This is a genomic window from Furfurilactobacillus rossiae DSM 15814 (genome assembly GCF_000428925.1).
Classification (GTDB): domain Bacteria; phylum Bacillota; class Bacilli; order Lactobacillales; family Lactobacillaceae; genus Furfurilactobacillus; species Furfurilactobacillus rossiae.
The window spans coordinates 1-26,285 of sequence record NZ_AUAW01000011.1; the positions used below are offsets into that span (position 1 = coordinate 1).

Genomic DNA, 26,285 nt, shown 5'->3' on the forward strand with positions numbered 1-26,285 from the left:
GATATCTAGTTGAGACAGTCCATTGACTAAGCGATCATGAACTGCGGCATTCTTTGTATCTTGCGAATACCGTTTCCATTCATGACTTGGTTCAAGCGCTTTAAAATCTTCTAATTGTTCAAGGCCAAGCCACTTTTTAAGTGTTACAAATGCGATTCCAAAGTCCTTGGTGAACGCCCTCATGCTTTTGCCTGAGTGTTTGAACTGATAAAGAGTGTCTAGCTTTTGTTCAAGACTATACGAACGTCCTTGTTTTTCCATACAAAAATCCCCTTAGAAATAGATAGACGATTTATTATTTCGTCTGTCTACTCTAAGGGGACAATAACATGATTAGCTGTCGGGAAGCTTTTTTAATTTGATCGACCTTGGTGTACTGTTAACAACGTGTTCGGTAATCAAATAATCAAACTAAAAAAGATTTAGACACTAATTCAAAGTGACTGAACTATAATAAGAACACTTTCCATTTGTGTAGTCTTTAGAATTCTTTCACAATCAGAAAAGTGTTCACTAATAAAAATTGTTAATGAAAGGAGAATAATGTAAATAATTTTCTCGAAGTCATTGAGAACGGTTGCAAAACGCTAAAATCTTTGTCGGAGTAGGAATAATCAGACATTAGAGAATGCGAAATTCTTTTGCGATTGATTTTCAATGGTGGTATCATATTTCTGTATTTTGAACAGCAGGGGCTCGGATTTTATGGCTATTTTTACATAACTGTAACGAGCTGGTTCACAATATTGCAACACAACTAAGGTTACGGAAAGAGGTGATATTTAGTGGATTCCTTCCAATTTTTGGGGCTGACTTTTAACACCGCCAACATTATCTCGATTACAATTGCGTTTGCCATCGTGTTTTTTGTCGTTTTCTTTCTATCTAGAAAAATTACGATGAAGCCAACCGGTGGCCAAAATATTTTGGAGTGGATAATTGATTTCACCAACGGCATTGTTCGTGGTCAATTACCTGGACGTGATGGCGGTCAGCTTGGATTATTTGCGTTTACAGCGTTTCTTTTCGTTTTCTTCGCTAACCAGTTAGGTTTGTTCCTACAGGTTTCTGTGAACGGCGTTGATTATGTTCGTAGTCCAACTGCTAATCCAGTTGTGACGCTGACGATGGCTATGGTTACACTAGCGTTGGCTCACTACTTGGGTGTGGTTAAGTTCGGTTTTGGTGGTTATATTTCAAATTCTTATCTCAAACCATTTGCAGCATTACTACCAATTAACCTCGTCGAAGAATTCACGAACTTGTTAACGTTGGCTTTGCGGCTTTACGGTAACATCTTCGCTGGTGAGACGTTGTTGAAACTGATTGGCGGAATGGCCTTCTCACACGGTCTTCCAACGATTATTGTAGCGTTACCACTTGAGATTGTTTGGCAGGGATTCTCGGTATTTATCGGGGCAATCCAAGCCTATGTTTTTGTAACCTTAAGCACAGTATATATTTCTCGGAAAGTTACGGTAGAGGAATAAAAATTTCTTAGGAGGATTCAATATTATGGGAGCAATTGCTGCTGGAATTGCCGCTGCTGCGGCAGCTATCGGTGCCGGTGTCGGTGACGGGATGGTTATTTCTAAGACCTTGGATGGTATGGCACGTCAGCCAGAATTATCCGGTCAACTTCGTGGAACGATGTTCATTGGTGTTGGTTTAATTGAAGCTATGCCAATCATTTCTATCGTTATCGCCTTCTTAGTTATGAACAAGTAGTTTCAAGACTAAAGAAGTACTAATTCTGACAAGGGAGGTGCCAATAGATGTTTTCACCATTAGTTTTAGCGGCTGAAAAGGGTTTTGATTACGGCGATATGCTGTTTTATATGGTCGCATTTGTATTGTTAATGTGGTTAGTTAAGGTGTTTGCTTGGAAACCCGTTACGAAAATGATGAATGACCGGGCCACGAAAATTGCTAACGACATTGATTCTGCTGAAAAGTCACGCTCTGATGCAGAAAGTTTAGCAAGTCAACGTCGTGATGCACTTGCCAACTCACATCAAGAAGCCTCAACAATTGTTGCTGACGCTAAGGATGCGGGTAATCAACAACGTGACAAGATTATTAACCAAGCACAATCAGATGCCCAGAAGTTACGCGAGAACGCCACTTCTGATATTGAACAACAACGTCAAGACGCTCTTGTAAGCGCACGTAAAGACGTGGCTGATTTGTCTATTGAGATTGCTTCCAAGATCATTCACAAGCAATTAAATGCCGACGATCAAAAGGCATTGATTGATTCTTATATCGAAGGGTTGGGAAAAGATGACCAAACTCGCTAAATCGCAAGTTGCTCGTCGTTATGGTCGTGCCATGTTTGACGCGGCAAACGAAAAGCAGCAACTGGAACCGGTTTATGATGAGCTCATCCAAGTCCAAGGCGTTTTTCAATCCGTGCCTAATTTGGGAACGGTTTTGACAGGTGCTGGTTTACAGAACCCCGAGAAAGAAGCCCTCTTGAAGCCTTTGTTAAGCTCAACTAGTCCACTAGTTCATAACTTTTTACAAATGCTTTTCGACTACGGCCGGTTGGATGATACGGTCGCAATCATTGATGAGTTCAAACGGCTCTATGATGAACAAAACCAAACAGTTTATGCTGACGTAACTACTGCTGTAAGTCTCGATGAGACTCAAAAACAGCGGCTAGCGGACAGCATTGCTAAGCGGGTCGGTGCTAAAACTGTACACGTAAATCAAATTGTTAATCCAGATATTATTGGTGGCGTGATCGTCAACAGTAATAACACCGTGATTGACGGTTCGATTCGTACCCGTCTAGCGCATATCCGTCAAAGTTTGACGCGATAAATTTTTAAACAAAGAGGTGAATTCCGCATGAGCATCAAAGCTGAAGAAATCAGCGCTCTGATTAAGCAACAACTTGAGAACTATCAAGAAGAGCTAACCGTTGAAGAAACGGGAACAGTAACCTACGTTGGTGACGGGGTTGCTCGTGCTCATGGTCTGGATAATGCATTAGCTGGCGAATTACTTGAATTCGATAACGGCGTGTATGGGATGGTCCAAAACCTTGAATCCGATGACGTCGGAATCGTTGTTTTGGGTGCTTACGATGGTATCCAAGAAGGTTCGTCCGTTAAACGGACTGGCCGGATTATGGAAGTACCAGTAGGTGATGCCCTTATTGGCCGTGTTGTGAACTCTCTAGGTCAACCTATCGACGGCAAGGGTGAGATGAAAACAGATCACACGCGCCCTGTTGAATTTAAGGCCCCGGGTGTTATGCAACGGAAGTCCGTTAGTGAACCATTACAGACTGGGATCAAAGCGATTGATGCCTTGGTACCGATTGGTCGTGGTCAGCGTGAGTTGATCATTGGTGACCGGAAAACTGGGAAGACATCATTAGCTATTGATACAATTGTTAACCAAAAAGATCAGGACATGATCTGTGTCTACGTTGCTATTGGCCAGAAGGAATCAACTGTGCGTGCACAGGTTGAAACGTTACGTCAGTTAGGCGCCATGGATTACACGATTGTTGTTTCTGCTGGTCCTTCTGAACCAGCACCAATGTTGTACTTGGCACCATATGCCGGTGCGGCAATGGGTGAAGAATTCATGTATAACGGTAAGCATGTGTTAATCATCTATGATGACTTATCAAAGCAAGCCGTTGCTTATCGTGAACTTTCCTTAATTCTTCGTCGGCCACCAGGTCGTGAAGCTTACCCTGGGGATATTTTCTACACTCACTCACGGTTACTTGAACGTGCTGCGAAGTTGAGTGACGAAATGGGCGGTGGCTCAATGACTGCTTTGCCAATCATTGAAACCCAAGCCGGTGATGTTTCGGCTTATATTCCAACTAACGTTATTTCCATCACTGATGGACAGATCTTCCTGAACTCAGATTCGTTCTATTCAGGTGTTCGTCCGGCCATTGATGCCGGGACTTCTGTTTCCCGTGTTGGTGGTGACGCACAGGTTAAAGCCATGAAGAAAGTTGCTGGGACATTGCGTTTGGACCTCTCTTCATACGCTGAACTGGCATCATTCGCACAATTTGGTTCTGATTTGGATCAAGCAACCCAAGACCGCTTGAACCGTGGTCAACGGACGATTGAAGTGTTGAAACAACCACTTCATCAACCACTTCCTGTTGAAAAACAAGTTGTGATTCTGTACGCCTTGACTCACGGATATTTGGACAAGGTTGACGTGGCTGATATTGCACGGTTCCAGAGTGAATTGTTCGATAATTTTGACGCTAACCATGCAGACCTGTTGGACACCATTAAGACGACTGGTAACTTGCCCGCTGATGACGACATGAAGGCTGCAATTTCAGCATTTGCTGATTCTTTCCAACCAACGAAAGCTGCCGCCACTGACGGTACAAAGTAGGTTGAAAGGAAGGTGAGCAAATGCCTGCAGCATTGAACGAAGTTAAACGCCGCATTAGTTCGACGCAAAAGACGTCTCAGATTACGACAGCCATGCAAATGGTCTCAACGTCAAAGCTGAGTCAAATTCAACGTCATACGAGTGGTTATCAAGTTTATGCATCAAAGGTTGAAAGTGTTGTGACTCACCTTGCTGCATCACATTTATTGGATTCGGGTAACGTTGATATGAGCTCGACCAGTAAAAATGATGATGTACCTGTCAGTGGCTTAATGACACAACGTCCTGTTAAAAAAACGGGATTGTTGGTCGTGACCTCTGACCGTGGACTTGTAGGAAGTTACAATAGCAACATTATCAAGTCGACTAATGATTTTATTAATGAGCATGGCAAGACGCCTGATGATTATGTCATTATGGCCGTCGGTGGCATGGGTGCCGATTTCTTTAAGAAACGGGGCATGAATGTTGCTTATGAATACCGTGGTGTTAGCGATGTACCAACTTTTGTTGAAGTTCGGGAAATCGTTAAAACTGTGACAGCTATGTACAATAACGAAGTTTTTGATGAACTGTATGTTTGTTACAGTCATTTTGTTAATCGACTCACATCACGTTTTCGTTCGACACGCATGTTACCAATTACTGGTGACACGATTGAAGATACGAAACCTGATGGTGATGAAGTTGTTCAACCTAAGACTGCGCCGATCAGTATTACGCCGGAATATGAATTGGAACCTTCTGCTGAAGAGATTTTACAAGTTGTATTGCCGCAGTATGCTGAAAGCTTAGTTTACGGTGCGATTCTCGATGGTAAAACGTCAGAGCATGCGTCCAGTGCAACTGCGATGCAGACTGCTTCTGATAATGCCCATGACCTCATTGACAGCCTGAGTTTACAGTATAACCGTGCTCGCCAGAGTGCGATTACGACTGAAATCACTGAAATTACTGGTGGTCAGGCTGCCTTAGAGTAATTGGAAGCATCCATAAGGAAAGTTTATGGTTGAAAAATAAGCGGAAGGAAGAAACGTACATGAGTTCTGGTAAAATTGTTCAAGTTATCGGCCCAGTCGTTGACGTTGAATTCCCTCTGGACGGCACATTACCTGCCATTAACAATGCGCTCTTAGTTAAGCGTCCCAACCAAAAGGATTTGACGGTCGAAGTTACCTTGGAATTAGGTGACGGAGTTGTCCGGACAATCGCGATGGATGGAACAGACGGCTTGCAACGTGGGATGGAAGTTGAGGACACTGGTGGTTCTATTTCTGTTCCTGTTGGTGAAGACACATTGGGCCGGGTATTTAATGTCCTTGGGGAACCCATCGACGGCGGTGAGGACTTCGGTCCTGATGCTCAACGTAACCCGATTCATCGGGAAGCGCCAGCATATGACCAATTGACAACTAGTACTGAGATCCTTGAAACAGGGATCAAAGTTATTGATTTACTTGCCCCATATGTTCGTGGTGGTAAAGTCGGACTTTTCGGTGGTGCCGGTGTTGGTAAAACAGTTCTGATTCAAGAATTAATTCACAACATTGCGCAAGGCCACAACGGGATTTCAGTGTTCACTGGTGTTGGTGAACGTACCCGTGAAGGTAACGACATGTACTTTGAAATGAAGGGATCAGGTGTCCTTAAACAGACGGCCATGGTTTATGGTCAGATGAATGAACCGCCTGGTGCCCGTATGCGTGTTGCTTTAACTGGTTTGACGATTGCGGAATACTTCCGTGATGTTAAAGGCCAGGATGTGCTGTTATTTATTGACAACATCTTCCGGTTTACCCAAGCTGGTTCTGAAGTTTCTGCTCTTCTTGGGCGGATTCCTTCAGCCGTTGGTTATCAGCCAACGTTAGCAACTGAAATGGGGCAATTACAAGAACGAATTACATCTACCCAAAAGGGTTCCATCACGTCGATTCAAGCCGTATATGTGCCAGCCGATGACTACACGGATCCGGCCCCTGCTACGACCTTTGCGCACTTGGATGCGACGACTAACTTGGAACGTTATCTGACTCAACAAGGGATCTACCCAGCCGTGGACCCATTGGAATCAACGTCTTCAGCGCTGACACCAGAAATTGTTGGTCAGGATCACTATGATGTTGCAACCCGTGTTCAGCAAATCTTGCAACGTTACCATGAATTGCAAGACATCATCTCTATTTTAGGGATGGATGAATTGTCTGACGAAGAACAAACAATTGTTGCCCGTGCTCGCCGGATTCAAAACTTCTTAAGTCAACCATTCTCCGTTGCGTCTCAATTTACTGGGATTGATGGTCAATACGTTTCTGTTGAAGATACGGTGGAAGACTTTAAGGAAATTTTGGATGGTAAGTACGACGATCTTCCTGAAGAAGCATTCCGTCTTGTCGGAACTGTGGATCAGGCTGTGGCAAAGGCAAAGCAATTGCAGGGTAATAATTAAAGGAGGCGTGACCAATGGCTGAACCTCATTTAACTGTTACGATTGTGACGCCTGATGGAACGTCTTATGATAATGACCATGCATCCATGTTTGTTGCTAAAACAACAAACGGAGAAATTGGGATTTTACCTAATCACGTGCCATTAATTGCCGCTTTGGAGATTGACGAAATCAGGGTGAAGGGTGACCAAGATGCTGAAGATGAAATTGCCGTAAATGGTGGTTTTGTTGAGTTCTCGAATAACGTTGCGACCATCGTTGCTGACTCAGCTGAGCAACAAGATGCAATCGACGTTACACGTGCGGAAAATGCACGTAAACGAGCACAAGAGGCTATTGAACACGCCCAACAAGAACATGATGCGAATGAACTACGTCGCGCAGAAGTTGCATTGCGTAGGGCAATTAATCGAATCAATGTTGCATCACATCAACGTAATCGATAAAGACAATTAAATGTGTCACTCAAGAGGCTTACTAAGTTTTTAGTAAGTCTCTTTTTTACGGTGTTTTTTTAAGGAACTCATTTAACGAGTATGATAGAATTGGTTGTATCAATCAAAGAGGTGCAAGATGGCTGTATATGGTTTTCCTGTGGTAATTAAAATAGTGTTTCAACTGGCCTTTATTTGGTTTGCACTATGGGCAATCAAGCCATTACCACTTGTCAAAATCATGCCATTATATCCACGCCAGGCACAGACAATTCTAGTTTTACTGGCAATCGTCATTGGATATACTTGTAGCTCCTTTTTTATTGACTTATTTCAGTCGATCATTGGATTTAAGCCATGATTGAAACTTGTTGTTATTAGCAATTAAAACTGTTGCACTAGGAAATTGAGTTTGGAGGAACATCTTTATGGAAAAAATCATTGTTCATGGCGGTCAGCCATTGAAGGGAACCGTACATATCGAGGGCGCTAAAAATGCTGTGTTGCCAATTCAGGCTGCATCGCTGTTAGCCTCAACGGGTGAATTGATTTTAACTAACGTTCCCGCCCTGTCCGACGTGTTTATGATGAATAAGGTGCTAAGTTTTCTCAATGTCAGTGTCGATTTTGACCGGCGGGTTAAGTCTGTGACTTTTAATGCCAGTAAGAAGGTTGGTTTTGAAACACCGTTTGAGTACGTTTCGAAAATGCGTGCTTCAATTGTTGTCATGGGTCCCTTGTTAGCAAGAGTCGGTCGTGCTCGTGTAGCGATGCCAGGTGGCTGTGCAATCGGCAGTCGTCCAATTGATCTGCATTTAAAGGGCTTTGAAGCGCTCGGTGCTAAAATTGAACAGCATGATGGTTATATCGAGGCTAGTGCGGATAAGTTGGTTGGCGCTAACATTTACTTGGATTTTCCTAGTGTCGGGGCAACCGAAAACATTATGATGGCCGCAACCTTAGCTGAGGGCACCACTACAATTGAAAATGTGGCGCGCGAACCAGAAATTGTTGATTTAGCTAACGTTTTGAACAAGATGGGCGCTAAAGTCTTTGGTGCAGGCACTGAGTCAATTCGTATCGAGGGTGTGCCCGCTTTGCATGGCTGCGAACACAGTGTGGTTCAGGACCGAATTGAAGCAGGCACATTTATGGTTGCTGCCGCAATCACTCACGGTGACGTTTTAATTGCTGATGCAATTCCTGAACACAATAAGCCATTAATTTCAAAGTTATTAGAAATGGGCGTCGAGGTTCGCGAGGAACAGAACGGCCTGCGTATTATTGGACCTGACAAGTTGATGGCAGCCAACGTTAAAACTGCTCCGCATCCAGGTTTTCCGACGGATATGCAGCCTCAGGTATCGGTTCTTCAGTTGATGGCTGACGGCACCAGCACGTTAACAGAAACTGTGTTTGAAAATCGTTTTAATCACTTAAACGAACTTCGTCGAATGAATGCTCACTTTACCATTGAGGGCCGTTCAGTAGCACTTCAGGGGCCAACAAACTTTAATGGTGCTGAAGTAGCCGCAACCGATTTGCGAGCCGCAGCTGCCCTTGTACTGGCTGGATTAGTGGCAAACGGATATACGACGGTCACTAATCTGAAATACTTGGATCGTGGCTATTGTGATTTCCATGAAAAATTGGCAAACCTTGGGGCAGAAATTGAACGTGTTGATATCGATACGGATCTCAAGGCTGTTATTTCAAAGAAGAGTCTGAAAGTAATCTAATTAGTTAGCTTGGTTTGGCTTGGATCATGACACTAATTGATTTACAGTTAACAGAAACTGGTTAATGCAAAATGTCCTCATTCCCATTTTTTGGTGAATGAGGACATTCTACGTTGATAGACATCGTGAAGAAAAAATTTAAGATGATTTATTTGCGCATAACAATTTTTGGCTCTGAGACGGAAATTAACGAAAACCTAAAAATGTTTGCAAATTCCTGTTTCTCCGCGGATTTTGACTGATCAACTGCTGACGGACAAAGTGGTAATATGCTATAATTGTGCATTGAAATTGTACGAATTGAAAGGAGTTCAACATGGCCAAAGATATTGGAATCGATTTAGGCACGGCCAATGTGTTGATTTATGTTGTTGGCAAGGGCATCGTTCTTGATGAACCGTCCGTCGTTGCCGTAGATACCAAAACTGAGCGTGTTTTAGCTGTGGGTTCAGAAGCTTACCGAATGGTTGGCCGCACGCCCAGCAATATTCGGGCCATTCGCCCATTAAAGGACGGGGTTATTTCCGATTTTGATGTTACGGAGGAAATGCTGTCATACTTCATTAATAAGCTGAACGTGAAGGGCTTTATGTCGCGTCCTAACATTATGATTTGTGCCCCAACCAACATTACTGAAATTGAACGAAAGGCCATCATTCAAGCTGCCGAAAAATCTGGTGGCGCCAAGGTTTACTTGGAATATGAGCCTAAGGTTGCTGCTATTGGTGCTGGTTTAGATGTTTATCAGGCGACTGGTAACATGGTGATTGATATCGGTGGTGGGACCTCTGATATTGCGGTCTTATCTCTTGGCGATATTGTTGCCAGCACGTCATTACGCATGGCTGGTGACCGAATGAATGCTGATATCGCGGCTTATGTCAAACGTGAACATGGGCTGACGATTGGTGAACATTCAGCCGAAAACATTAAGATTAAAATTGGGACTGCGATTCATCTAGAACATCCAGAGAGTATGGAAGTTCGTGGTCGTGATGCCGTTGATGGGATGCCTCATGCCGTGGAAATCAATGCTAATGAAGTTGAGGCTGCATTGCATGACACGTTGCAGCAAATCATTGACGCCGCACATGGCGTCCTAGAACGAATTCAACCAGAATTGGCTGCAGATATCATTGACCGTGGCATCATTTTGACAGGCGGTGGTTCATTACTAGAAGGTATCGACCAGCTCATTTCTCGCGAGCTCCAAGTACCTGTCATGATTTCCGAACAACCACTTGATAACGTGGCTAAAGGTGCCGGTGAGCTGTTAGAGCGAATGAACGGTAAAAAAGGTCCACAGTTGTAACGGAGGCAGTTATGAAGTGGTTGCTCACGAAGTTGGTTCGTGGTTACCAACGGTTTATTTCACCGTTATTTCCGCCAAGTTGTCGCTATTATCCAACATGTTCAAATTACATGTTGACGGCTTTAAAAAAGCATGGCGCTTTTCTAGGCTTAGTGATGGGAATTGCGCGGATTCTACGTTGTAATCCTTTTATTCGCGGCGGATATGATCCGGTTCCAGATTTCTTTACAATTCGCCGTAATCCAGATCCTAAAGATATGGATCCAATTGTTGCGGCATACTTTCATGGGGAGCATCATGGCAAAAAAAGATAAAACAGTGCCGGTATCGATTGATGAAGTTGATGTTGACGGAGAAACGATCGAACAAGTTTCTGTTAACAAGCAGGTCATTGGTGATATTCGACCAAATGATAAAAAGTTTCTGGCAACGACCGCTAATGGTCAAAAGATTGTTGCAAATAGTCAGGAAGATGCACTACAAGCAATCTTGGCTGAGTTTAATTTACATGGTTAAAGGAGGCTGCACGTGCAACAGGGACGAACTTCAATTAGCCGCAAAAACAAAGATAAAGATTTAGATTCACGCATTGATTGGGGCATTATTTTTTGTGTACTTATGCTGGCATTGATCGGTATTGCATCGATTTATGTCGCTGCCAGTCATGATACGAAGTCAGTTAGCGTCGTTAAACAAGTTATTACACAGGTCTTGTGGTATGCGATTGGGACTGTCGCGGTCGTGATTTTAATGCAGTTTGATTCCGAACAGTTGTGGAAGCTGGCGCCGCTGGCTTATGGCGTAGGAATCTTCCTGTTGGTCGCGGTGCTCGTGTTTTACAGTCGTGCGTATTATGTTCAGACGGGTGCTCGTAGTTGGTTTGCCATCGGGCCGTTGACATTTCAACCGTCTGAAGTGATGAAACCGGCATATATCTTGATGATGGCGCGGGTAATCACAATGCATAACAACGATCATCCAACGCACACGGTTAAGACGGACTGGTTGTTAATCGGTAAAATGTTCTTGTGGACGCTGCCGATTTTTGTCTTGATGAAGTTACAGAATGACTTTGGGACAAACTTGGTGTTTGCTGCTATCTTTGCTGGTATGGTTCTAGTTTCAGGGGTTACTTGGCGCATCATTGTGCCCACCTTTGCACTCGTTGTCATTGTTGGTGGTGTTGCACTGACATTGGTGCTGAGTGACTGGGGACGGACATTGTTAGGCCATTTGGGTTTCCAGGCCTATCAATTTGCCCGTGTGGACACGTGGCGGCATCCGGCGGCGGACACCTCTAATCAAGGTTATCAACTCTGGCAGAGCATGAAAGCAATTGGATCAGGTGGCCTGTTCGGTACCGGATTTAACGTATCTCACGTTTACGTGCCAGTTCGGGAATCAGATATGATTTTCTCAGTTATTGGTGAAAACTTTGGGTTTGTTGGTGGTCTGTTACTGATCATGCTGTATTTCTACTTGATTTGGCAAATGGTCAGGGTAACGTTTGATACAAAGAATGAATTTTATGCGTACATTGCAACTGGTGTTGTCATGATGATTTTATTCCATGTTTTTGAAAATATTGGGATGAACATCGGACTGCTACCATTAACCGGGATTCCACTGCCGTTTGTGAGTCAGGGGGGATCCGCTTTGATTGGGAATCTGATTGGAGTCGGGTTAATTATGTCGATGCGCTATCATTACACGAGTTATATGTTTAGTAGTGAAGCTAGCTTCAAATAAGTTGATAAAGTGAGGAATAGATTGTGGAAAATGAAAACAAGTATTTCTGGACTAAAAAAGATGGTGACAATGTTCGCTTGGGCTTAAGCAAGGACGCGCAAGACGAATTGGGCAACGTCACTTACATCGATTTGCCTAAGGCAGGTAGCAAATTAGTTGCCGGCGATACCTTTGCTAGCATTGAAGCCGAAAAGGCTGTTTCCGACATGCCAAGTCCAGTAAGTGGGACCGTTGTGGAAGTTAACCCAGCGTTAAAGGAAAGCCCCGATGCTTTAAACGGCGATTGGGACGAAGCCTGGTTACTAACACTGAGTGAATCAAAGTAAATTTCCGAGATTAAATAAAAACGTGCTCATGGATGATTAACACTCCATGGGCACGTTTCTGTTTAGAACCATAATGATATGAAATTTAAGCCAGTGTATCGCGAACGCTATTTACGAAAGCAGTAAACAGTGCGGCAGCTTGTTGGTTGGTAGCAGCCATCATTTCAGGATGAAATTGAACGGCTAAAATATGCCGGTCAGAATCTTCGACGGCTTCCACAACGCCATCAGCGGCTGTGGCAGTGACAGTCAAACCTGGGGCTACTTTCCTTACGGATTGGTGATGAAAAGAGTTAACCCAAGCTTGTTTGCCATAGATTTGCTGAAGCAAACTGCCATTTGTGGTTGTAATACGATGAACCGGTGATGCCCAATCTGTTGGAAATTGATTATGACCAATAGCGTTAGGTACCTGCGTTGGAATGTCTTGATAATCGGTTCCACCCAGAACCGCGTTGATGAGCTGGATGCCACGGCAAATGCCCAAAATTGGTTTGTGAGCAGCAATAGCGGCGTGAATCAGTCCTTGTTCAAATTGATCACGGTCCCAATCATTTAATTCATTCTGTGGAATCGGGTCCTGACCATAGAGACGGGGACTGACATCTTGACCGCCCGTAAGCAGAATCGCGTCCACACGTTCAACGTAGGCCGCTGCCATCTCTGGGTCTGAAATTGGCAACAGTAGGGGCAGTGCGCCGGCATTAACAAGTGAGGAAACGTAATTCTTTTGTGTATAGTCAACATAGTTGGTACTCATGTGCTGACTGGGGCGAACCAAGTGGTTGGTTCCAATTCCAATAATTGGCTTCATAAATAATCAACTCTCTTTCTAAAAACTGTCTGCGATTAGTGTACCGCAAATTAGTGATTTGTGTGGTTGATTTATGCCGGTGCGCTCAAATGTTAATTGTTCAAACGACATGAGTTGCTTATCGACTTAAACGTCAGTAAGATTGTAACCAGAAAAAGAAATGGGTGAATAATGATGGCAGATGAATTGAAACAGGTTGATGATGTTCGAACACAATTAAGGAATCTTCGTCAACAGGTACAGGCTGGCGCCGTTTTTCAGTCGCTAAACACAAAAATTGGTGCTGTATTGGATAATTTACCAAGTAATGATGAGACGCCAGTTAGTTTGCCTGATGATGCTGATGGCATCAAAGACCTATTAAAGATGTTGAATCAGCAAATTCGGGCGACAACGTTGGATAAGATCACCGATGATCAGTTGATGCAATTATTAAATCACTTAGGGTCACCTGATGTTGATGTACGTGATCGGGGAATTTATTTCTTCTTTAATGATGCGTTGCAACAGCATGTGTTGTCGGATTCTCAGCTACGTTTGGCAGTCAATACGCTTTTGCAGGATCGTGTTTTATTTAATCATATAACTGAACCAGAAAATGAAGCTATTTTTGGTCGGTCATTTGCGGTGATGATTCTATCTTTACTTGCGTATGCGGATCGGGTTGACGCCCATTTTCTAGATGCTGAGACCACGATGAGGTTAGTTGATCAGCTAGCTACCTACATTGCCTTAGAAAATGATACACGCGGGTTTGTTGGGACTTCTGGCTGGGCACACGCCTATACACATATCGGTAACTTACTGGATGAACTAGCGGAAAGCCAAGTCCTTACCCGGGCCGATAAAGTCTTTCTAATGATTGAAATTTTAGAAAAGTATCGTCGACTCGGAACGCCACTAATTTTTGGAGAAAGTCGGCGGTTAGCAGCTTATTTAGCGACGGTCGTTAATTTAAACGATTTATACGAGCAGGCTTTTTTGCAAGAATGGCGTCAATGGCGTGTACGTTTGAGCAATACACCTCAGCCAGAGGATGAAGCTGGGTGGACACGACTATTTAACCGATCACGCTTACTATCAGCCATGATTTTGCGTGAAGATTATCCAGAAGAGGTCAGCAACGCAATTAATGCCGAAGTCGACTTCCTTTCGTAACGGGTTTGAAACTTGGACTGTAACGAGTAAAAAAATCCTTTCTAAACGGGCAAAGTGAGTTGGTGTCACTGATTGATTCTGGTATACTTAAGGTTCACTTACTGACCGGAAAAAAGAAAAGATAGGATGATCAACGTTATGGAAAATAAAAAGCTGCACATTGCGTTATTATTTGGTGGTAACTCGTCAGAACACGATGTTTCAAAGCGTTCTGCGCATAACATTTATGACGCAATGGACAAGGACAAATATGACGTCAGCTTATTTATGTTTACCAAGGATGGCATTTTGCTAGGCAATAAAGCCTCACATCGTATTTTTGATGGTGAAGATGAGGACCTGGTTGTTAGCGAAGAGATGCCTAAAATTGATTTAAGCAACCCATTGGCACCAATCATGGCACTAAATGAAGTGTCTGATATCGATTTGTTTTATCCTGTTATTCACGGTAATTTGGGTGAAGATGGGACTGTGCAAGGTTTGTTCAAATTATTGAAAAAACCTTACATTGGGAGTAACGTTCTAGCATCCGCACTGGCCTTTGATAAAGACATGACTAAGCGGATTCTGACACAAGCACACGTCCGTAACACGGAGTATGTTGTCATTACACCTGAAAATAAGGATCAAATGGACTATGAAACGGTTGCCGCCAAAATTGGTCGGGTCATGTTCCTGAAGCCAGCAGATCAAGGCTCTTCAGTGGGAATTCATCGTGTAACGAACGCTGATGAATATAATGCTGGTTTGGCAGATGCGCTTCAATATGACTTTAAAGTGTTGGCCGAAGAGGCAATCGATGGCCCTCAAGAAATTGAAATCTCGATTTTAGGCAATGAAAAACCACGGGCTTCAAAATTAGGTGCTGTTCGTGTCCCAGATTCAGATACTTTCTATGACTACAATAATAAGTTTGTCGATGCGAGTGGTGTTGTCTTTGAGTTGCCCGTTGTATTGCCGGAATCTTTGACTCAGGAAATCACTCAAATGGCACTGGATGCTTATGTTGCCCTTGGACTTAAGGGGATGGCACGGATCGACTTTCTCGTGTCTAAAGATGGTGTGCCTTATCTTAGTGAACCAAACACGTTGCCTGGTTTTACCAACATTAGTTTGTATCCACAAATGTGGGGTGTTTCAGGAATTGACTACCCAAGTTTGATTGATGAAATCATTGATTACGGACTAGCAGAATACAAACGTAATCAGTCCATCAGTTACTCATTTACTAAACTAGGTACTGAACACGTTGGTGAGAAGAAGTTTAACTAGAAATGCAGTGCTATTTGTGCAAATCTTTTTGAAAAATAATTTTAAAACGGAATCCTGTTAAATTGGATTCCGTTTTTTATTTACAAAAAAACAAACTGGGCCGTTTTTACGTATGTTTATTGTGTTGACTAAAAGAGTACTATTGGAGGTTTTTACATGCAACAGCGATGTGGATGGGCAGATCGGAATGAACTGGTTATGAATTATCATGATAGCGAATGGGGCGTACCCGTGTATGAAGACCAATTATTATTTGAACTGTTAAGCTTAGAAGTATTTCAAGCCGGTTTGACGTGGTCGCTAATTTTGTCACGACGATCAGCTTTAAAGAAAGGATTAGCAAATTTTGATATTGATCAACTGGCTGGTTTTTCTATAGCAGATACGCAACTGCTATTGACCGATCCAGCTATGATCCGCAATCGAAGAAAGATTGAAAATGTAGTTCACAATGCGCGCCAGTGGCAACAGCAGCAGTTGGGCGAAGTATCACCGGCGGAACAATTATGGGCCTTGCAACGTCAACAACCGCTTGGATTAGAAAAGGCGAGAAACAATCTAGCAAAATATACATTCATTAAACAAACAACCGCACTTTTTTATGAATGGGGGATTAAGGGAGTTGGTCCCAAAACAATCACCAGTTTTCTACAGGCGGCGGGCTTTATCAACGATCATGAAGATAATTGCTATCGTCAAAAAGAAATATATTTATCGGTCCATACCACTGGACGAATTTAAGAAAACATGCGATGATGATAACGGCAAAAATTATCGCGGACATGGAGATGGAAACCGTTCTGACACGCGGCTTCATGAGCCTGACGATGATGGTAAAACGTACATTATTTCACAAAACGTGAATTTTTTACCGCCGGGGTAAAAGTAATTTAATCTTGATGCGACAATCATTTTGGAAGAAGGCGTTTGTGTTTGGGTAACTTTAAATTGCGACTGGCAACGACGGCAGACATGGATCAAATAATGGTGATTATCCGTGGTGCCCAGACGTTTATTGCAAAGCAAGGGTTTGACCAGTGGCAGGATGGTTATCCGGCACAGGCTGATATGTTGGCAGATATTAAGGCGAGTCGCTTGTATGTGCTTGCCAATGACACTCAAATTGCTGCTGTTGCTGCCGCGATAGTTGGGGTTGATCCGAACTACCGGTTAATTGAAGCGGGTAGCTGGTTAATGCCATCTGCTAAGTATGCGGCGATTCATCGCGTTGCTGTCTCAAATCGTTTTCGTGGACAGCATCTCGCTGAGACGCTGTTTACAAAGCTGATGGCAACGTTGAGGCGTGATCAAGGAGTTGTGTCCGTTCGTGTTGATACGCATAAACAAAACCAAGTAATGCAACATGTAGTTCAAAAAGTCGGTTTTGAGTATTGCGGTCATATTTATATTGACGGAAATGCACAACGTTTGGCCTATGAGTGTGTATTGAAATAAGTGCATTGCGTCTCGCCTAGTTCAGCAGAATGAATGGGGCAGAAAAGATGAGAATTTTAGGCGCTCGGGTTCGTGCATACCGCAAAGCACGGGGGTTATCGCAGAAAGATTTGGCTAAAAACATTTGTACCCAAGCAACCATCAGTTTGATTGAAAAACGGAATAAAATTCCGAGCATGCAGATCTTATTAAAGCTGTGCAGCCGCTTGGGGATTCAACTAAATGATGTGATCGTTGAGACAGACGATCAGGCTGTCCAAATCTTTCGTGAGGTCGGCTATGCAGTGCGGACTGCTCAGTACCGCAACGCAGAAAGCCGTTTGGATCGTGTGAAGCTGCGAAGTTTGAAAGAGAATGATGAAATTAAGGCTTACTATTATTATCGTGGTCAATTGCAACTGATGAATCACGACAATCCAGATGAGGCTATTTTCAACTTTGGCATGTTGTTAAATGAGTTCAATAATCGCAGTAAGGATATCTATTCACTGATGTCACGTTTGGGATTAGGGCTTGCCTATGCGAAAAAAGGTGAGTTTGATAAGGCAGAACTATTTGTTAATCAAGCCGTTCGCGATTTAGACGAGTTTGATTCAGATAGTCCTGATCTTGTTCAAGATCAGGTATCTTCATATTTACAAGCAGCTAAGTTTTTTCAAGAGATTGGCAAAGATGGTCGTACTTTATCACTTGCCAAGAAGGCGATTAAACTGAGTGAGCAAAATAATAGTTTGTTTTTACTTGAAGATATTTATCAAACAATGGCACTTAGTCAACTCAAGTTGGATGATGGTAAGAACGCACAACAAAATATGTATATTGCCTATGCGTTAGCGTTAGTATCTAAGAATCAGCGGTTGGCTGAGAGTATCACAAATAATGTTGCAAAGTATCAAATTCCACCGTTGGCTTTATAAAATTAAAATAAGAAAAAGATTCAATCCACAGGGAACAACGCGTGGATTGAATCTTTTTTCATTTTGATTTAAATAAAAATTACTTCTTGTTTGTGGCTTGAGCGCCTTCCTTGGCTGAGACAGGCTTGTTAGCTAAATCAGTCCGAACAACTAAGACATCACAAACTGCGGCACGAGTGACATATTCGGTAACAGAACCGATTAATAAGCGTTCAACGGCATTCAGTCCCGTAGCACCAATCATAATCAAATCAGTATTGAGCTCCTTGGGCACCTCTTGTGCAATGATTGACTTTGGTGCGCCATACTCGATTGAGTATTCACACTTAACGCCGGCCTCTTTGGCTTCGGCAGCATACTTATCGAGTGTTTTCTTGGCCGTTTCAGTAACTTGTTCAACCATGGTTGTGTCAAAACTTGAGATGTTTTGGAAAGCACGGGTATCAACAACATGGAGTAAGTGCAACTCGGCATCGTCACCATTTCGTTGTGTAACCGCGACAGCCTTCTTAAAGGCCAATTCAGCTTCACGTGAACCATCGATTGGAACTAAAATCCGTTTGTATTGTTGTGCCATGAAATTCACTCCCCTTTATTTTCTACCTTTATTCTACTGTAAACCGCTTGAAAACAAAAGTGAAAGCGCTGTATTTTCATTCAAAAATCCGTTTTTGCGTGCGATTTATAATAAACAAGGAGACAAATTTGGGAAGAGTGTTAAGGAAAGACCACTAACTGCTATGGCTGCTAGTTTATAAAACGGACGAGCGTTAATCCGAGTAACATCCCTGATAGGCAACCGATAATCAAAGCGATTACCATCACAACAAGACTAAATACGCCTGCGATAGCTAGCAGTCCGACGATGAACAATTCGATGGACCAAAAAGTGAGTAATGTGCCAATTTGTGGATGACGTTCAGGTGTAAACAATAAAAAACCTGTTTGGCGGTGAAGCCAGAGATAACCACTGATGAAAAAGAAAATGAGTGCAAAAATGCAGATTAAAATTTTTATTAACATATTCTTACCTCGCGAGAGTTAATTATAAATGACTCGGACCTAAAACGATAGAGGTGAATTTTTTTCATTGTATCTAAAATTTGGCGATTCAAGCAAAAGAAAAACGCCAGCCTCTAGGAGACTGACGTTCCAAAGTATGCACTTTGATGAAAACTAGTGATGCCGACAACCGGCTCTTCAGAGTTGACCCGCGACAAGGCAGGTGGGCGTGGCTGTTAAGGCTTCTGATTACCAAGAGAAAAGGCCTATCATAGGCGATACTAGAGTCACACCCTAAGTAAAAAGACTGTAAGGCAACACTGTAAGTTGAGCCTTGCGTACATCTTAGAATTCATATTGAGCATAGCATGATTTTTTTAAAGACGCAATTATTAGTGTTGGCTGTTTGAAAAACATTATTTTTTATTCTTGGCGGATAATGGATGTCCACTAGCTGCCATTAATCGAGTATATTGTTCACCCAGCGCAGTTTCGTAGCGACCATTGTTCTTAGGATGATAATAGGTTGCGTTCGCCAAATTATCTGGCAAATACTGCTGCCTTACCCAGTCATTAGGAAAGTTATGTGGAAATTGATAGTTTACGCCGTGGCCCAGCTTAGCGGCACCTTTATAATGGGCATCTTTTAAGTGAGCGGGAATATCACCGCTTTTGCCGGCGTTGACATCAGCCAGCGCACTGTCGACTGCGCTGATGCCAGAGTCTGATTTGGGAGACAAACAAAGCTCAATCACAGCGTCTGCTAGGGGAATTCGTCCCTCCGGCAAGCCCAACTGTTGAGCTGCCGTGACGGCTGACACAGTATGGGCAGTGGCGGGAGGATTGGCTAGCCCAATGTCTTCATAGGCGATGACGAGAAGTCGACGGCAGATGATAGTCAAGTCACCAGCGGCAATTAAACGGCTCATGTAATGTAGAGCCGCATTGGTGTCTGAACCGCGAATTGATTTTTGAAAAGCAGAAATGACATCATAGTGGGCGTCACCATCTTTATCAGCAGACAGGGCTTTGCGCTGCAAACATTCTTCAACAATAGGAAGTGTGATGTGGACAGCTTTATCATCATCAGGATCAGTAGATTGAACTGCTAATTCTAATGCATTAAGCGCGCTACGCAAATCGCCATTAGTGGCGCTGGCAAGGTGATGGCGGGCATTTTCATCTAGATTGACCTTAATCTTGCCCAAACCATTTGACTCGTCAGCAAGTGCGCGGTCGATGGCGGTTTCAATATCTTCGGGAGTGAGGGGATAAACTTCGAAGATTTGGGTACGGCTACGAATGGCAGGGTTGATGTTGATATACGGATTTTCAGTGGTCGCCCCGATAAGAATAATGGCGCCGCTTTCTAAAAGTGGTAGCAGAAAATCCTGTTTAACTTTGTCTAAACGGTGAATTTCGTCTAGTAATAAAACCACTGTGCCGCTCATTTTAGCTTCTTCGGCGACAATTTGAAGTTCTTTTTTGCCATCAGTCGCCGCGTTAAGCATTCGGAAAGCATATTTAGTTGATCCGGCAATAGCACTTGCAATACTTGTTTTACCGGTGCCAGGTGGACCATAAAGAATCATGGAAGAAAGCAGTTTCGCTTTAACCATGCGGTTAATGATTTTTCCAGGACCAACAAGATGTTGTTGGCCCACGATATCTTCAATGCGTTTAGGACGCATGCGATAAGCTAAAGGTTGCAAGGTGTTCCTCCGGTTAAAAGAAATGGTAAGTTACAGTTACGTGTGTGATCTAGTGACATAAACGCACTGAGTTCCCTGGGAGGGAAGCCAGTGCGTTTATAAAGTGAATTCAGTAATAGTTTTCATTTATTGAATAACCGCTGCCAAAAACTTGTTTTTCTTACTGGCTGGGATTGCTCATTATCAGATGAAGTTTGACCAGCATATTTTTTGGCAATATCGACAGGATTAACGTCAATGGCAGTTTTGGCGGTAACAACTAACGCCAAGTCATCGTCACCAATTTTATATTCCGGATCATTTTTAATTGTAAATGAGACCGCATGCATTGTTGTAGCTCGGATGTAAGGGCCTAAAACGTCCTGACCTAAATTTCCGTTCATCAACACGGTATTATTAACTTCGTCTCGTTGACTGAGGTCGTTGCCGAACGCAGTGAGGTAATCGCCACTCTTAAGTTGAGCAACGGTCATGGTCAGTGCAACGCGTTCACGAAATGTTCCCAGATAATGACGCTGTTCGTCTGGGTTGATTTTTGGAGTACCATAAATTGCATTTGAAAGGCGTTGGTTCGTATCACCGTCTGTGCCATGATTATCAGCCATATCAATACCTCCCCAGTTGATTTCTCACTGGCTAGTATAACATAATCATTATGTGTGACTATGCATTTGGAGCTTGTAACTGGTTAAAAAGGGCATAGAAAAAACCGATGAGCGAGCCCACCGGTTTTGAAAACAAGAAGTAAGAAAATTACAACTTGTTGTAGTATTCAACGATTAATGATTCGTCAATATCAGCATCCAGATCTTCACGTTCTGGCAAGCGAACTAATGAACCCTTTAAGTTGTCAGCATCGAACTCAACGTAAGCTGGGCGACCAACAACGGCTTCAACAGCGGCTTGGATAATAACTAATTTCTTTGACTTGTCACGAACGGCAATTTCTTGGCCAACTTTAACTTCGTATGAAGGAATGTCAACACGTTTGCCATCAACAGTGATGTGACCATGGTTAACCAATTGACGAGCTTGACGACGAGTAGTAGCCAAACCTAAACGGTAAACCATGTTGTCTAAGCGACGTTCCAACAGAACGAGGAAGTTAGTACCATGCGTGCCCTTACGGATTTTACCAGCTTTAATGAACAAGTTAGCAAATTGACGTTCAGTCATGCCGTAGGTGAAACGCAACTTTTGCTTTTCACGTAATTGTGTACCATATTCTGAAACCTTACCACGACGACCTTGACCATGATCACCAGGGGCGTAGGGACGACGAGCTAATTCTTTACCTGTTCCTGAAAGTGAAACGCCTAAACGACGTGACAATTTCCAGGAAGGACCTGTATAACGTGACATTTAAATGTCCTCCAAATAATTTGTTTGGAGTAAAATATGCGAAGTGTAGGCTCGGTATTCGTGCAGGTTGTTTTGCAATGTTCACCGGAGCAGCCCCGGGTACTAATTGAACCAACGATGGCACTAGGCAATCGCCGGCACCAATCTGTTGACGAGCTTACCACCTACTGCTGCAAATTTTACAACTGAAATAGTATACCGTGATTTAGGTGGTAATGTCAAGATGGCTTACCAGAACCTGGGCAAATGCGGTTAGTTCGGTCACGTCTTCATCGCTAAAACGATTTAATGTTGGGGAGTCTAAATCCATGACGCCAATTTTAGTGTCATTTTTCGTTAATGGAATCACGAGCTCAGCATTGCTGGCAGAATCACATGCAATGTGGTCGGCAAACTCGTGAAAATTTGGCACAACTTGCACTTCTTGGGTAGTCAACGCTGTGCCACAAACACCACGGCCTGGTTTAATATGAACACAAGCGACGTTTCCCTGAAACGGGCCCAACAGAAGTTCATCGTCAGCTGGGTGGTATAGGTAGAACCCGGCCCAGTTGAGATCAGGAATCGTTTGTTTCAATAAAGCAGATGCGTTTGCTAAATTTGCAATTAAATCGTGCTCGTCAGTTAAGAGGGCGTCTAATTGCTGATTTAATAGGGATTTCGTTGTTTCAGACATGTGATCCTCCTTGGGTAAGACCTAAAAAAGTATAAAGTCACAGAAACGTAATCTAAAGCGAAAAACTGGCTATGCTATACTTTTCATTAGTTAGTTACGTTTCAATTAGTGATATTTCAATTTGATGACGTACATTTTAATGATTTATTTCAAAAAAGCAAGCAATCAATGGCTTGCAAACGGGGATGGACGTGCAAAATGGTTCAAGTTTTAATTGGCATCATCATTCTAGCAATTATCTTGTTTGGAGCGGTCTTTGCGTTCCAAAAAATAACGGGTCGGCGAATTCAAGCGCTGAAGGATCGACGCGAAGATCTACGTCAACTTCACGTGGACAAACAAGTTGAGACCGGTCATCAGTTGAGCTTGACGGGCCAGTCGTTGACTGCTTTCAATGGGTTAACAGATGAATATCAGGGCGTGGAAACAAAAACGTTACCACAAATTGATCAGGTTATTAATCAGTTAATGGTTGACGCGCGGGGCATTAACTTTGTTAAAACCCGTAATGAATTGCAACAAGCGACTGACTTACTGGACGACGCGACGGATAAGTTGACGCATGTTCAGGGTGGCCTCGAGGCATTAAAAAAGGTCGACAGTGATCACCGAGCTGCTGTTAATCAATTGGAAAAGAAGTACCAAGATTTGCGGAAGGTACTCTTGTCGCAGAATTTAAGTTTTGGTCCTAGTATAGATAAGTTAGAACACAATCTTGCTGAACTCGAAGATCAGTTTGATGAGTTTACAAACTTATCTCAACAGGGCGATCATGTTGCTGCCCAAAAAGTATTGGATCAGTTGACTGAAGGAACGGATGACTTGGATCATTTGATCGATACCATTCCACCACTGTACCGTGACTTAAAGAGTGGTTTCAATGATCAACTGAACGACATTGTTGACGGTTACCAACAGATGACTTCGCAGAATTTTGTGTTTGGCAATGTAGATATTCCCGGTCAAGTAAACCGGATTAAAGGTGAAATTCAGACTGCCAATCAACATTTAGCCGATTTAGATGTCGCCACAACGACCGCTGATAATCACAATATTGAAGTTCAAATTGATGATTTATATGCAGTCCTTGAAAAAGAAGTTAAGGCCAAGCCTGAAGTTGATGATCAAAACGAAGAGTTACAAGCTTTCTTGGCACACGCCAAACAACAAAATCGTGCCCTTCAGGTTGAGCTGGATCGACTTGGACAAAGCTATGTCTTGAATCATGGTGAGGTCGACAACGCGCAGGCGCTGGCAACGGAAATTGAAAAAATCGAAGAATACTATCGTACGGATGTCAATGCATTAGCAACGCATACCGATAGCTACTCCAACATTCAACAGCATCAGTTGGATCAGCTACAAACCCTGACGCAAATTGAACAGCAACAACGTCAAATCAATGATGGCATCAAAGGATTGGGAGCACAGGAACAGAAGGCACGACAACGTTTTCAGCAGTTTGATAACCAAATGCACACCATCAAACGTCAGTTAGAGAGTCTGAATCTACCTGGTCTGCCCAAGGACTACTTGGATTATTTCTATGTTGTCAGTGATGAAGTAGAGAAACTGGGTGGTGCTCTGAGCCGAACTCAGATCAATATGGAAGACGTGACCAAGCAGTTAGTGATGATTCAGGCCGACTTGGCTACCTTAACGGAAAAGAGTAATGACGTTCGTGACAGCGCAGTGCTGGCTGAGCAATTGCTTCAATATGCTAACCGTTACCGCAATTCGGATGAAGAAATGGTTGCGGCCAGTCAGCGCGCTCAGCAGCTGTTTGATCGCGATTATAAGTATTCCGAGTCATTAGAGACAATTGCTAACGCACTGGAAAAGATTGAGCCAGGCGCGTACAAACGAATTGAAGATAGTTACTATGGTGATCAGCCGGAAACGCCGACTTCACAAGCGTAACCAGACTTTCCACTTCAAATGAGATGAATTGTTTCATGAGAGTTAATTGAAAATGCCGATTGTCTGTGCAGAGTATGCATGGACGATCGTTTTTTCGTTACAACAGGAACAGTCACAAACGTGCGGTTGCCGACATTAACACGTTCGTTTCGCGATGAATAATGAGGTGATCGATGATTCATAATCGGATGGGGATAAGACATGTCTTGTATGGAGTTAACTCGCACTCGCTGAGCAATGTTTGCGTCAGTGTAATGGCATTAGGTTGCGTAATGCCTGCCATAGCGAAGTCTTAGATAATTAGCTGAATTCTCTTTAAAAAGGGATTGGTGAGCATTACTGGAGTGAATGGACAGATGTTCGCATGAGGGCGGGCAAACGTGATATACTGATTCAAGTTTTTAACTCGAGTCGAACCGAATTTAAAACGAGGAAGGGACAACATGATTTACTTTGATAACAGCGCAACGACAAAGGTGGCACCATCTGTTTTGGAGACATACTCCAAAGTCAGTCAAACCATTTGGGGCAATCCGTCGTCTTTGCATAATTTTGGTGAACAAGCCTATAACTTACTGGAACAGTCTCGTCAACAGATTGCCGATTTGTTAGGCGTTAAGTTGAGTGAAATTTTATTTACCAGTGGTGGTACTGAAGGTGACAACTGGGTCGTTAAGGGTACCGCAATGGAAAAACGGGCGTTTGGTCGCCACATTATTACTTCTTCTGTGGAACACCCAGCAGTGCACAACTCTATGGAACAATTGGCACAACTTGGTTACGAGATTACGTATTTACCTGTTGATGAAGAGGGTCGCGTCAGTGCAGCCGATGTGAAGGCGGCAATTCGACCAGATACGATTTTAGTCTCTGTGATGGCCGTTAATAATGAAATTGGCAGTATCCAACCATTAAAGGATATTGCAGCCGTTTTACAGGATTATCCAACGATTCACTTTCACATTGATGCTGTACAGGGCATTGGTAAAGGTATCTCTGATTTGATTTTTAATGATCGTGTTGACTTTATTACTTTTTCTGGTCATAAGTTCCATGCACCTCGTGGTATCGGCTTTATTTACGCCCGTTCTGGTAAACGAATTGCGCCATTGATGACCGGTGGTGGTCAAGAACGTAATTTGCGTAGTGGGACAGAGAATTTACCTGCAATCGCGGGTATGGCTCGTGCACTACGTCTGTTACTCACAAATGAAAAGACCAATGTTGCAAATGAACGGGCAGTGCGCAGCCGAATTTTGAAACACATCAAAGATTTTCCAAAAGTCACGTTGTTTTCACAGGACAATGATCATTTTGCACCGCACATTTTGTGCTTTGCTATTGAAGGAGTTCGTGGCGAAACGATTGTGCATGCTTTTGAGGATCATGATATCTACATTTCAACAACGAGCGCTTGTTCTTCCAAGAAGCATTTGGCCTCGAGCACGCTTAAAGCAATGAAGGTGCCAGATCAAATTTCAACCAGTGCTGTTCGTGTAAGTTTGGATGAAAACAATACGTTAGCTGAAGCAGATACATTTAATCAGGTGTTCGATCAACTATATGAACAGTTTAAGAAAATTAATAGCTAGGCGATTGAGT

Annotated in this window: 30 protein-coding genes; 22 read left to right on the forward strand and 8 right to left on the reverse strand. The window is 43.1% G+C overall.

Features of this window, described 5'->3' with window-relative positions; genetic code table 11:
• Nucleotides 1-261 (reverse strand): hypothetical protein (locus G400_RS0107920; protein ID WP_027827218.1); only part of this gene is annotated, 261 nt, incomplete at its 3' end.
• A 524-nt stretch (nucleotides 262-785) separates the two neighbouring features.
• On the opposite strand from G400_RS0107920, the gene atpB reads away from it, so the two are divergent.
• The 15 genes from atpB (at nucleotide 786) to G400_RS0108000 (ending at nucleotide 12,395) form a co-directional block, all read left to right on the forward strand.
• Nucleotides 786-1,490, forward strand: coding sequence for a F0F1 ATP synthase subunit A (atpB, locus tag G400_RS0107925; protein ID WP_017261250.1), 705 nt, complete (start codon nucleotides 786-788; stop codon nucleotides 1,488-1,490).
• 25 nt (nucleotides 1,491-1,515) lie between these two features.
• Entirely contained in the window at nucleotides 1,516-1,728 is a 213-nt protein-coding gene (atpE, locus tag G400_RS0107930) for a F0F1 ATP synthase subunit C (protein ID WP_017261249.1), read from the forward strand.
• Between the two features lie 47 nt (nucleotides 1,729-1,775).
• On the forward strand, nucleotides 1,776-2,300 hold the full coding sequence (atpF, locus tag G400_RS0107935; protein WP_017261248.1) for a F0F1 ATP synthase subunit B: 525 nt from the start codon (nucleotides 1,776-1,778) through the stop codon (nucleotides 2,298-2,300).
• Complete coding sequence (gene atpH / locus G400_RS0107940) at nucleotides 2,284-2,829, forward strand: ATP synthase F1 subunit delta (protein ID WP_017261247.1); 546 nt, start codon at nucleotides 2,284-2,286, stop codon at nucleotides 2,827-2,829. The genes atpF and atpH overlap by 17 nt, the downstream gene beginning before the upstream one ends.
• Nucleotides 2,830-2,856: 27 nt before the next feature.
• Nucleotides 2,857-4,389 (forward strand): F0F1 ATP synthase subunit alpha, encoded by a 1,533-nt coding sequence (gene atpA, locus G400_RS0107945; protein WP_017261246.1) that lies wholly within the window; start codon nucleotides 2,857-2,859, stop codon nucleotides 4,387-4,389.
• A 20-nt stretch (nucleotides 4,390-4,409) separates the two neighbouring features.
• Nucleotides 4,410-5,369 (forward strand): F0F1 ATP synthase subunit gamma, encoded by a 960-nt coding sequence (locus G400_RS0107950; protein ID WP_017261245.1) that lies wholly within the window; start codon nucleotides 4,410-4,412, stop codon nucleotides 5,367-5,369.
• Between the two features lie 59 nt (nucleotides 5,370-5,428).
• Nucleotides 5,429-6,835 (forward strand): F0F1 ATP synthase subunit beta, encoded by a 1,407-nt coding sequence (gene atpD, locus G400_RS0107955; protein ID WP_017261244.1) that lies wholly within the window; start codon nucleotides 5,429-5,431, stop codon nucleotides 6,833-6,835.
• Nucleotides 6,836-6,849: 14 nt separating this feature from the next.
• Nucleotides 6,850-7,281 (forward strand): F0F1 ATP synthase subunit epsilon, encoded by a 432-nt coding sequence (locus G400_RS0107960; RefSeq protein WP_017261243.1) that lies wholly within the window; start codon nucleotides 6,850-6,852, stop codon nucleotides 7,279-7,281.
• A 127-nt stretch (nucleotides 7,282-7,408) separates the two neighbouring features.
• Complete coding sequence (locus tag G400_RS0107965) at nucleotides 7,409-7,630, forward strand: DUF1146 domain-containing protein (protein ID WP_017261242.1); 222 nt, start codon at nucleotides 7,409-7,411, stop codon at nucleotides 7,628-7,630.
• A gap of 67 nt (nucleotides 7,631-7,697) precedes the next feature.
• Nucleotides 7,698-9,008, forward strand: a complete 1,311-nt coding sequence (murA, locus tag G400_RS0107970) for a UDP-N-acetylglucosamine 1-carboxyvinyltransferase (RefSeq protein WP_017261241.1) — start codon at nucleotides 7,698-7,700, stop codon at nucleotides 9,006-9,008.
• 316 nt (nucleotides 9,009-9,324) lie between these two features.
• Nucleotides 9,325-10,320: a rod shape-determining protein gene (gene mreB, locus G400_RS0107980; RefSeq protein WP_017261239.1), complete on the forward strand. Its 996-nt coding sequence runs from the start codon at nucleotides 9,325-9,327 to the stop codon at nucleotides 10,318-10,320.
• 11 nt (nucleotides 10,321-10,331) lie between these two features.
• Nucleotides 10,332-10,634 carry a membrane protein insertion efficiency factor YidD gene (yidD, locus tag G400_RS0107985; RefSeq protein WP_017261238.1) on the forward strand — a complete coding sequence of 101 codons (303 nt, stop codon included), beginning with the start codon at nucleotides 10,332-10,334 and terminating at the stop codon, nucleotides 10,632-10,634.
• Nucleotides 10,618-10,836: a DUF2969 domain-containing protein gene (locus G400_RS0107990; protein WP_017261237.1), complete on the forward strand. Its 219-nt coding sequence runs from the start codon at nucleotides 10,618-10,620 to the stop codon at nucleotides 10,834-10,836. Before yidD ends, G400_RS0107990 begins: the two co-directional genes overlap by 17 nt.
• 12 nt (nucleotides 10,837-10,848) lie before the next feature.
• Nucleotides 10,849-12,069: an FtsW/RodA/SpoVE family cell cycle protein gene (locus G400_RS0107995; RefSeq protein WP_017261236.1), complete on the forward strand. Its 1,221-nt coding sequence runs from the start codon at nucleotides 10,849-10,851 to the stop codon at nucleotides 12,067-12,069.
• Nucleotides 12,070-12,092: 23 nt separating this feature from the next.
• Nucleotides 12,093-12,395 carry a glycine cleavage system protein H gene (locus tag G400_RS0108000; RefSeq protein WP_017261235.1) on the forward strand — a complete coding sequence of 101 codons (303 nt, stop codon included), beginning with the start codon at nucleotides 12,093-12,095 and terminating at the stop codon, nucleotides 12,393-12,395.
• 85 nt (nucleotides 12,396-12,480) lie between these two features.
• On the opposite strand, the gene G400_RS0108005 is transcribed toward G400_RS0108000, so the two are convergent.
• On the reverse strand, nucleotides 12,481-13,209 hold the full coding sequence (locus G400_RS0108005; RefSeq protein WP_017261234.1) for a gamma-glutamyl-gamma-aminobutyrate hydrolase family protein: 729 nt from the start codon (nucleotides 13,207-13,209) through the stop codon (nucleotides 12,481-12,483).
• A gap of 171 nt (nucleotides 13,210-13,380) precedes the next feature.
• Here G400_RS0108005 and G400_RS0108010 point away from each other — a divergent pair, with 171 nt between their 5' ends.
• From G400_RS0108010 to G400_RS0108030, 5 genes are all read left to right on the forward strand, one after another.
• On the forward strand, nucleotides 13,381-14,367 hold the full coding sequence (locus G400_RS0108010; RefSeq protein WP_035143778.1) for a DUF2785 domain-containing protein: 987 nt from the start codon (nucleotides 13,381-13,383) through the stop codon (nucleotides 14,365-14,367).
• A gap of 138 nt (nucleotides 14,368-14,505) precedes the next feature.
• Nucleotides 14,506-15,639, forward strand: a complete 1,134-nt coding sequence (locus G400_RS0108015) for a D-alanine--D-alanine ligase family protein (protein ID WP_017261232.1) — start codon at nucleotides 14,506-14,508, stop codon at nucleotides 15,637-15,639.
• Nucleotides 15,640-15,795: 156 nt separating this feature from the next.
• Nucleotides 15,796-16,380: a DNA-3-methyladenine glycosylase I gene (locus tag G400_RS14815; protein ID WP_017261231.1), complete on the forward strand. Its 585-nt coding sequence runs from the start codon at nucleotides 15,796-15,798 to the stop codon at nucleotides 16,378-16,380.
• A gap of 192 nt (nucleotides 16,381-16,572) precedes the next feature.
• A complete protein-coding gene (locus tag G400_RS0108025; RefSeq protein WP_017261229.1) occupies nucleotides 16,573-17,094 on the forward strand; it encodes a GNAT family N-acetyltransferase in 522 nt (173 codons plus the stop codon).
• Between the two features lie 47 nt (nucleotides 17,095-17,141).
• Nucleotides 17,142-18,011, forward strand: a complete 870-nt coding sequence (locus G400_RS0108030; protein WP_017261228.1) for a helix-turn-helix domain-containing protein — start codon at nucleotides 17,142-17,144, stop codon at nucleotides 18,009-18,011.
• Between the two features lie 79 nt (nucleotides 18,012-18,090).
• On the opposite strand, the gene G400_RS0108035 is transcribed toward G400_RS0108030, so the two are convergent.
• From G400_RS0108035 to G400_RS0108060, 6 genes are all read right to left on the reverse strand, one after another.
• Entirely contained in the window at nucleotides 18,091-18,588 is a 498-nt protein-coding gene (locus tag G400_RS0108035; protein WP_017261227.1) for a universal stress protein, read from the reverse strand.
• Between the two features lie 170 nt (nucleotides 18,589-18,758).
• A complete protein-coding gene (locus tag G400_RS0108040; protein ID WP_017261226.1) occupies nucleotides 18,759-19,034 on the reverse strand; it encodes a hypothetical protein in 276 nt (91 codons plus the stop codon).
• A gap of 395 nt (nucleotides 19,035-19,429) precedes the next feature.
• Nucleotides 19,430-20,704 carry a replication-associated recombination protein A gene (locus tag G400_RS0108045; protein ID WP_035143785.1) on the reverse strand — a complete coding sequence of 425 codons (1,275 nt, stop codon included), beginning with the start codon at nucleotides 20,702-20,704 and terminating at the stop codon, nucleotides 19,430-19,432.
• Between the two features lie 143 nt (nucleotides 20,705-20,847).
• Nucleotides 20,848-21,330: a YueI family protein gene (locus G400_RS0108050; RefSeq protein WP_017261224.1), complete on the reverse strand. Its 483-nt coding sequence runs from the start codon at nucleotides 21,328-21,330 to the stop codon at nucleotides 20,848-20,850.
• Between the two features lie 148 nt (nucleotides 21,331-21,478).
• Nucleotides 21,479-22,087, reverse strand: a complete 609-nt coding sequence (rpsD, locus tag G400_RS0108055; protein ID WP_017261223.1) for a 30S ribosomal protein S4 — start codon at nucleotides 22,085-22,087, stop codon at nucleotides 21,479-21,481.
• A 205-nt stretch (nucleotides 22,088-22,292) separates the two neighbouring features.
• Nucleotides 22,293-22,763 carry a GAF domain-containing protein gene (locus G400_RS0108060; protein WP_017261222.1) on the reverse strand — a complete coding sequence of 157 codons (471 nt, stop codon included), beginning with the start codon at nucleotides 22,761-22,763 and terminating at the stop codon, nucleotides 22,293-22,295.
• A gap of 198 nt (nucleotides 22,764-22,961) precedes the next feature.
• Here G400_RS0108060 and ezrA point away from each other — a divergent pair, with 198 nt between their 5' ends.
• Nucleotides 22,962-24,683, forward strand: a complete 1,722-nt coding sequence (gene ezrA, locus G400_RS0108065; RefSeq protein ID WP_017261221.1) for a septation ring formation regulator EzrA — start codon at nucleotides 22,962-22,964, stop codon at nucleotides 24,681-24,683.
• Between the two features lie 443 nt (nucleotides 24,684-25,126).
• On the forward strand, nucleotides 25,127-26,275 hold the full coding sequence (locus tag G400_RS0108070) for a cysteine desulfurase family protein (protein ID WP_017261220.1): 1,149 nt from the start codon (nucleotides 25,127-25,129) through the stop codon (nucleotides 26,273-26,275).
• Nucleotides 26,276-26,285 lie beyond the last annotated feature (10 nt).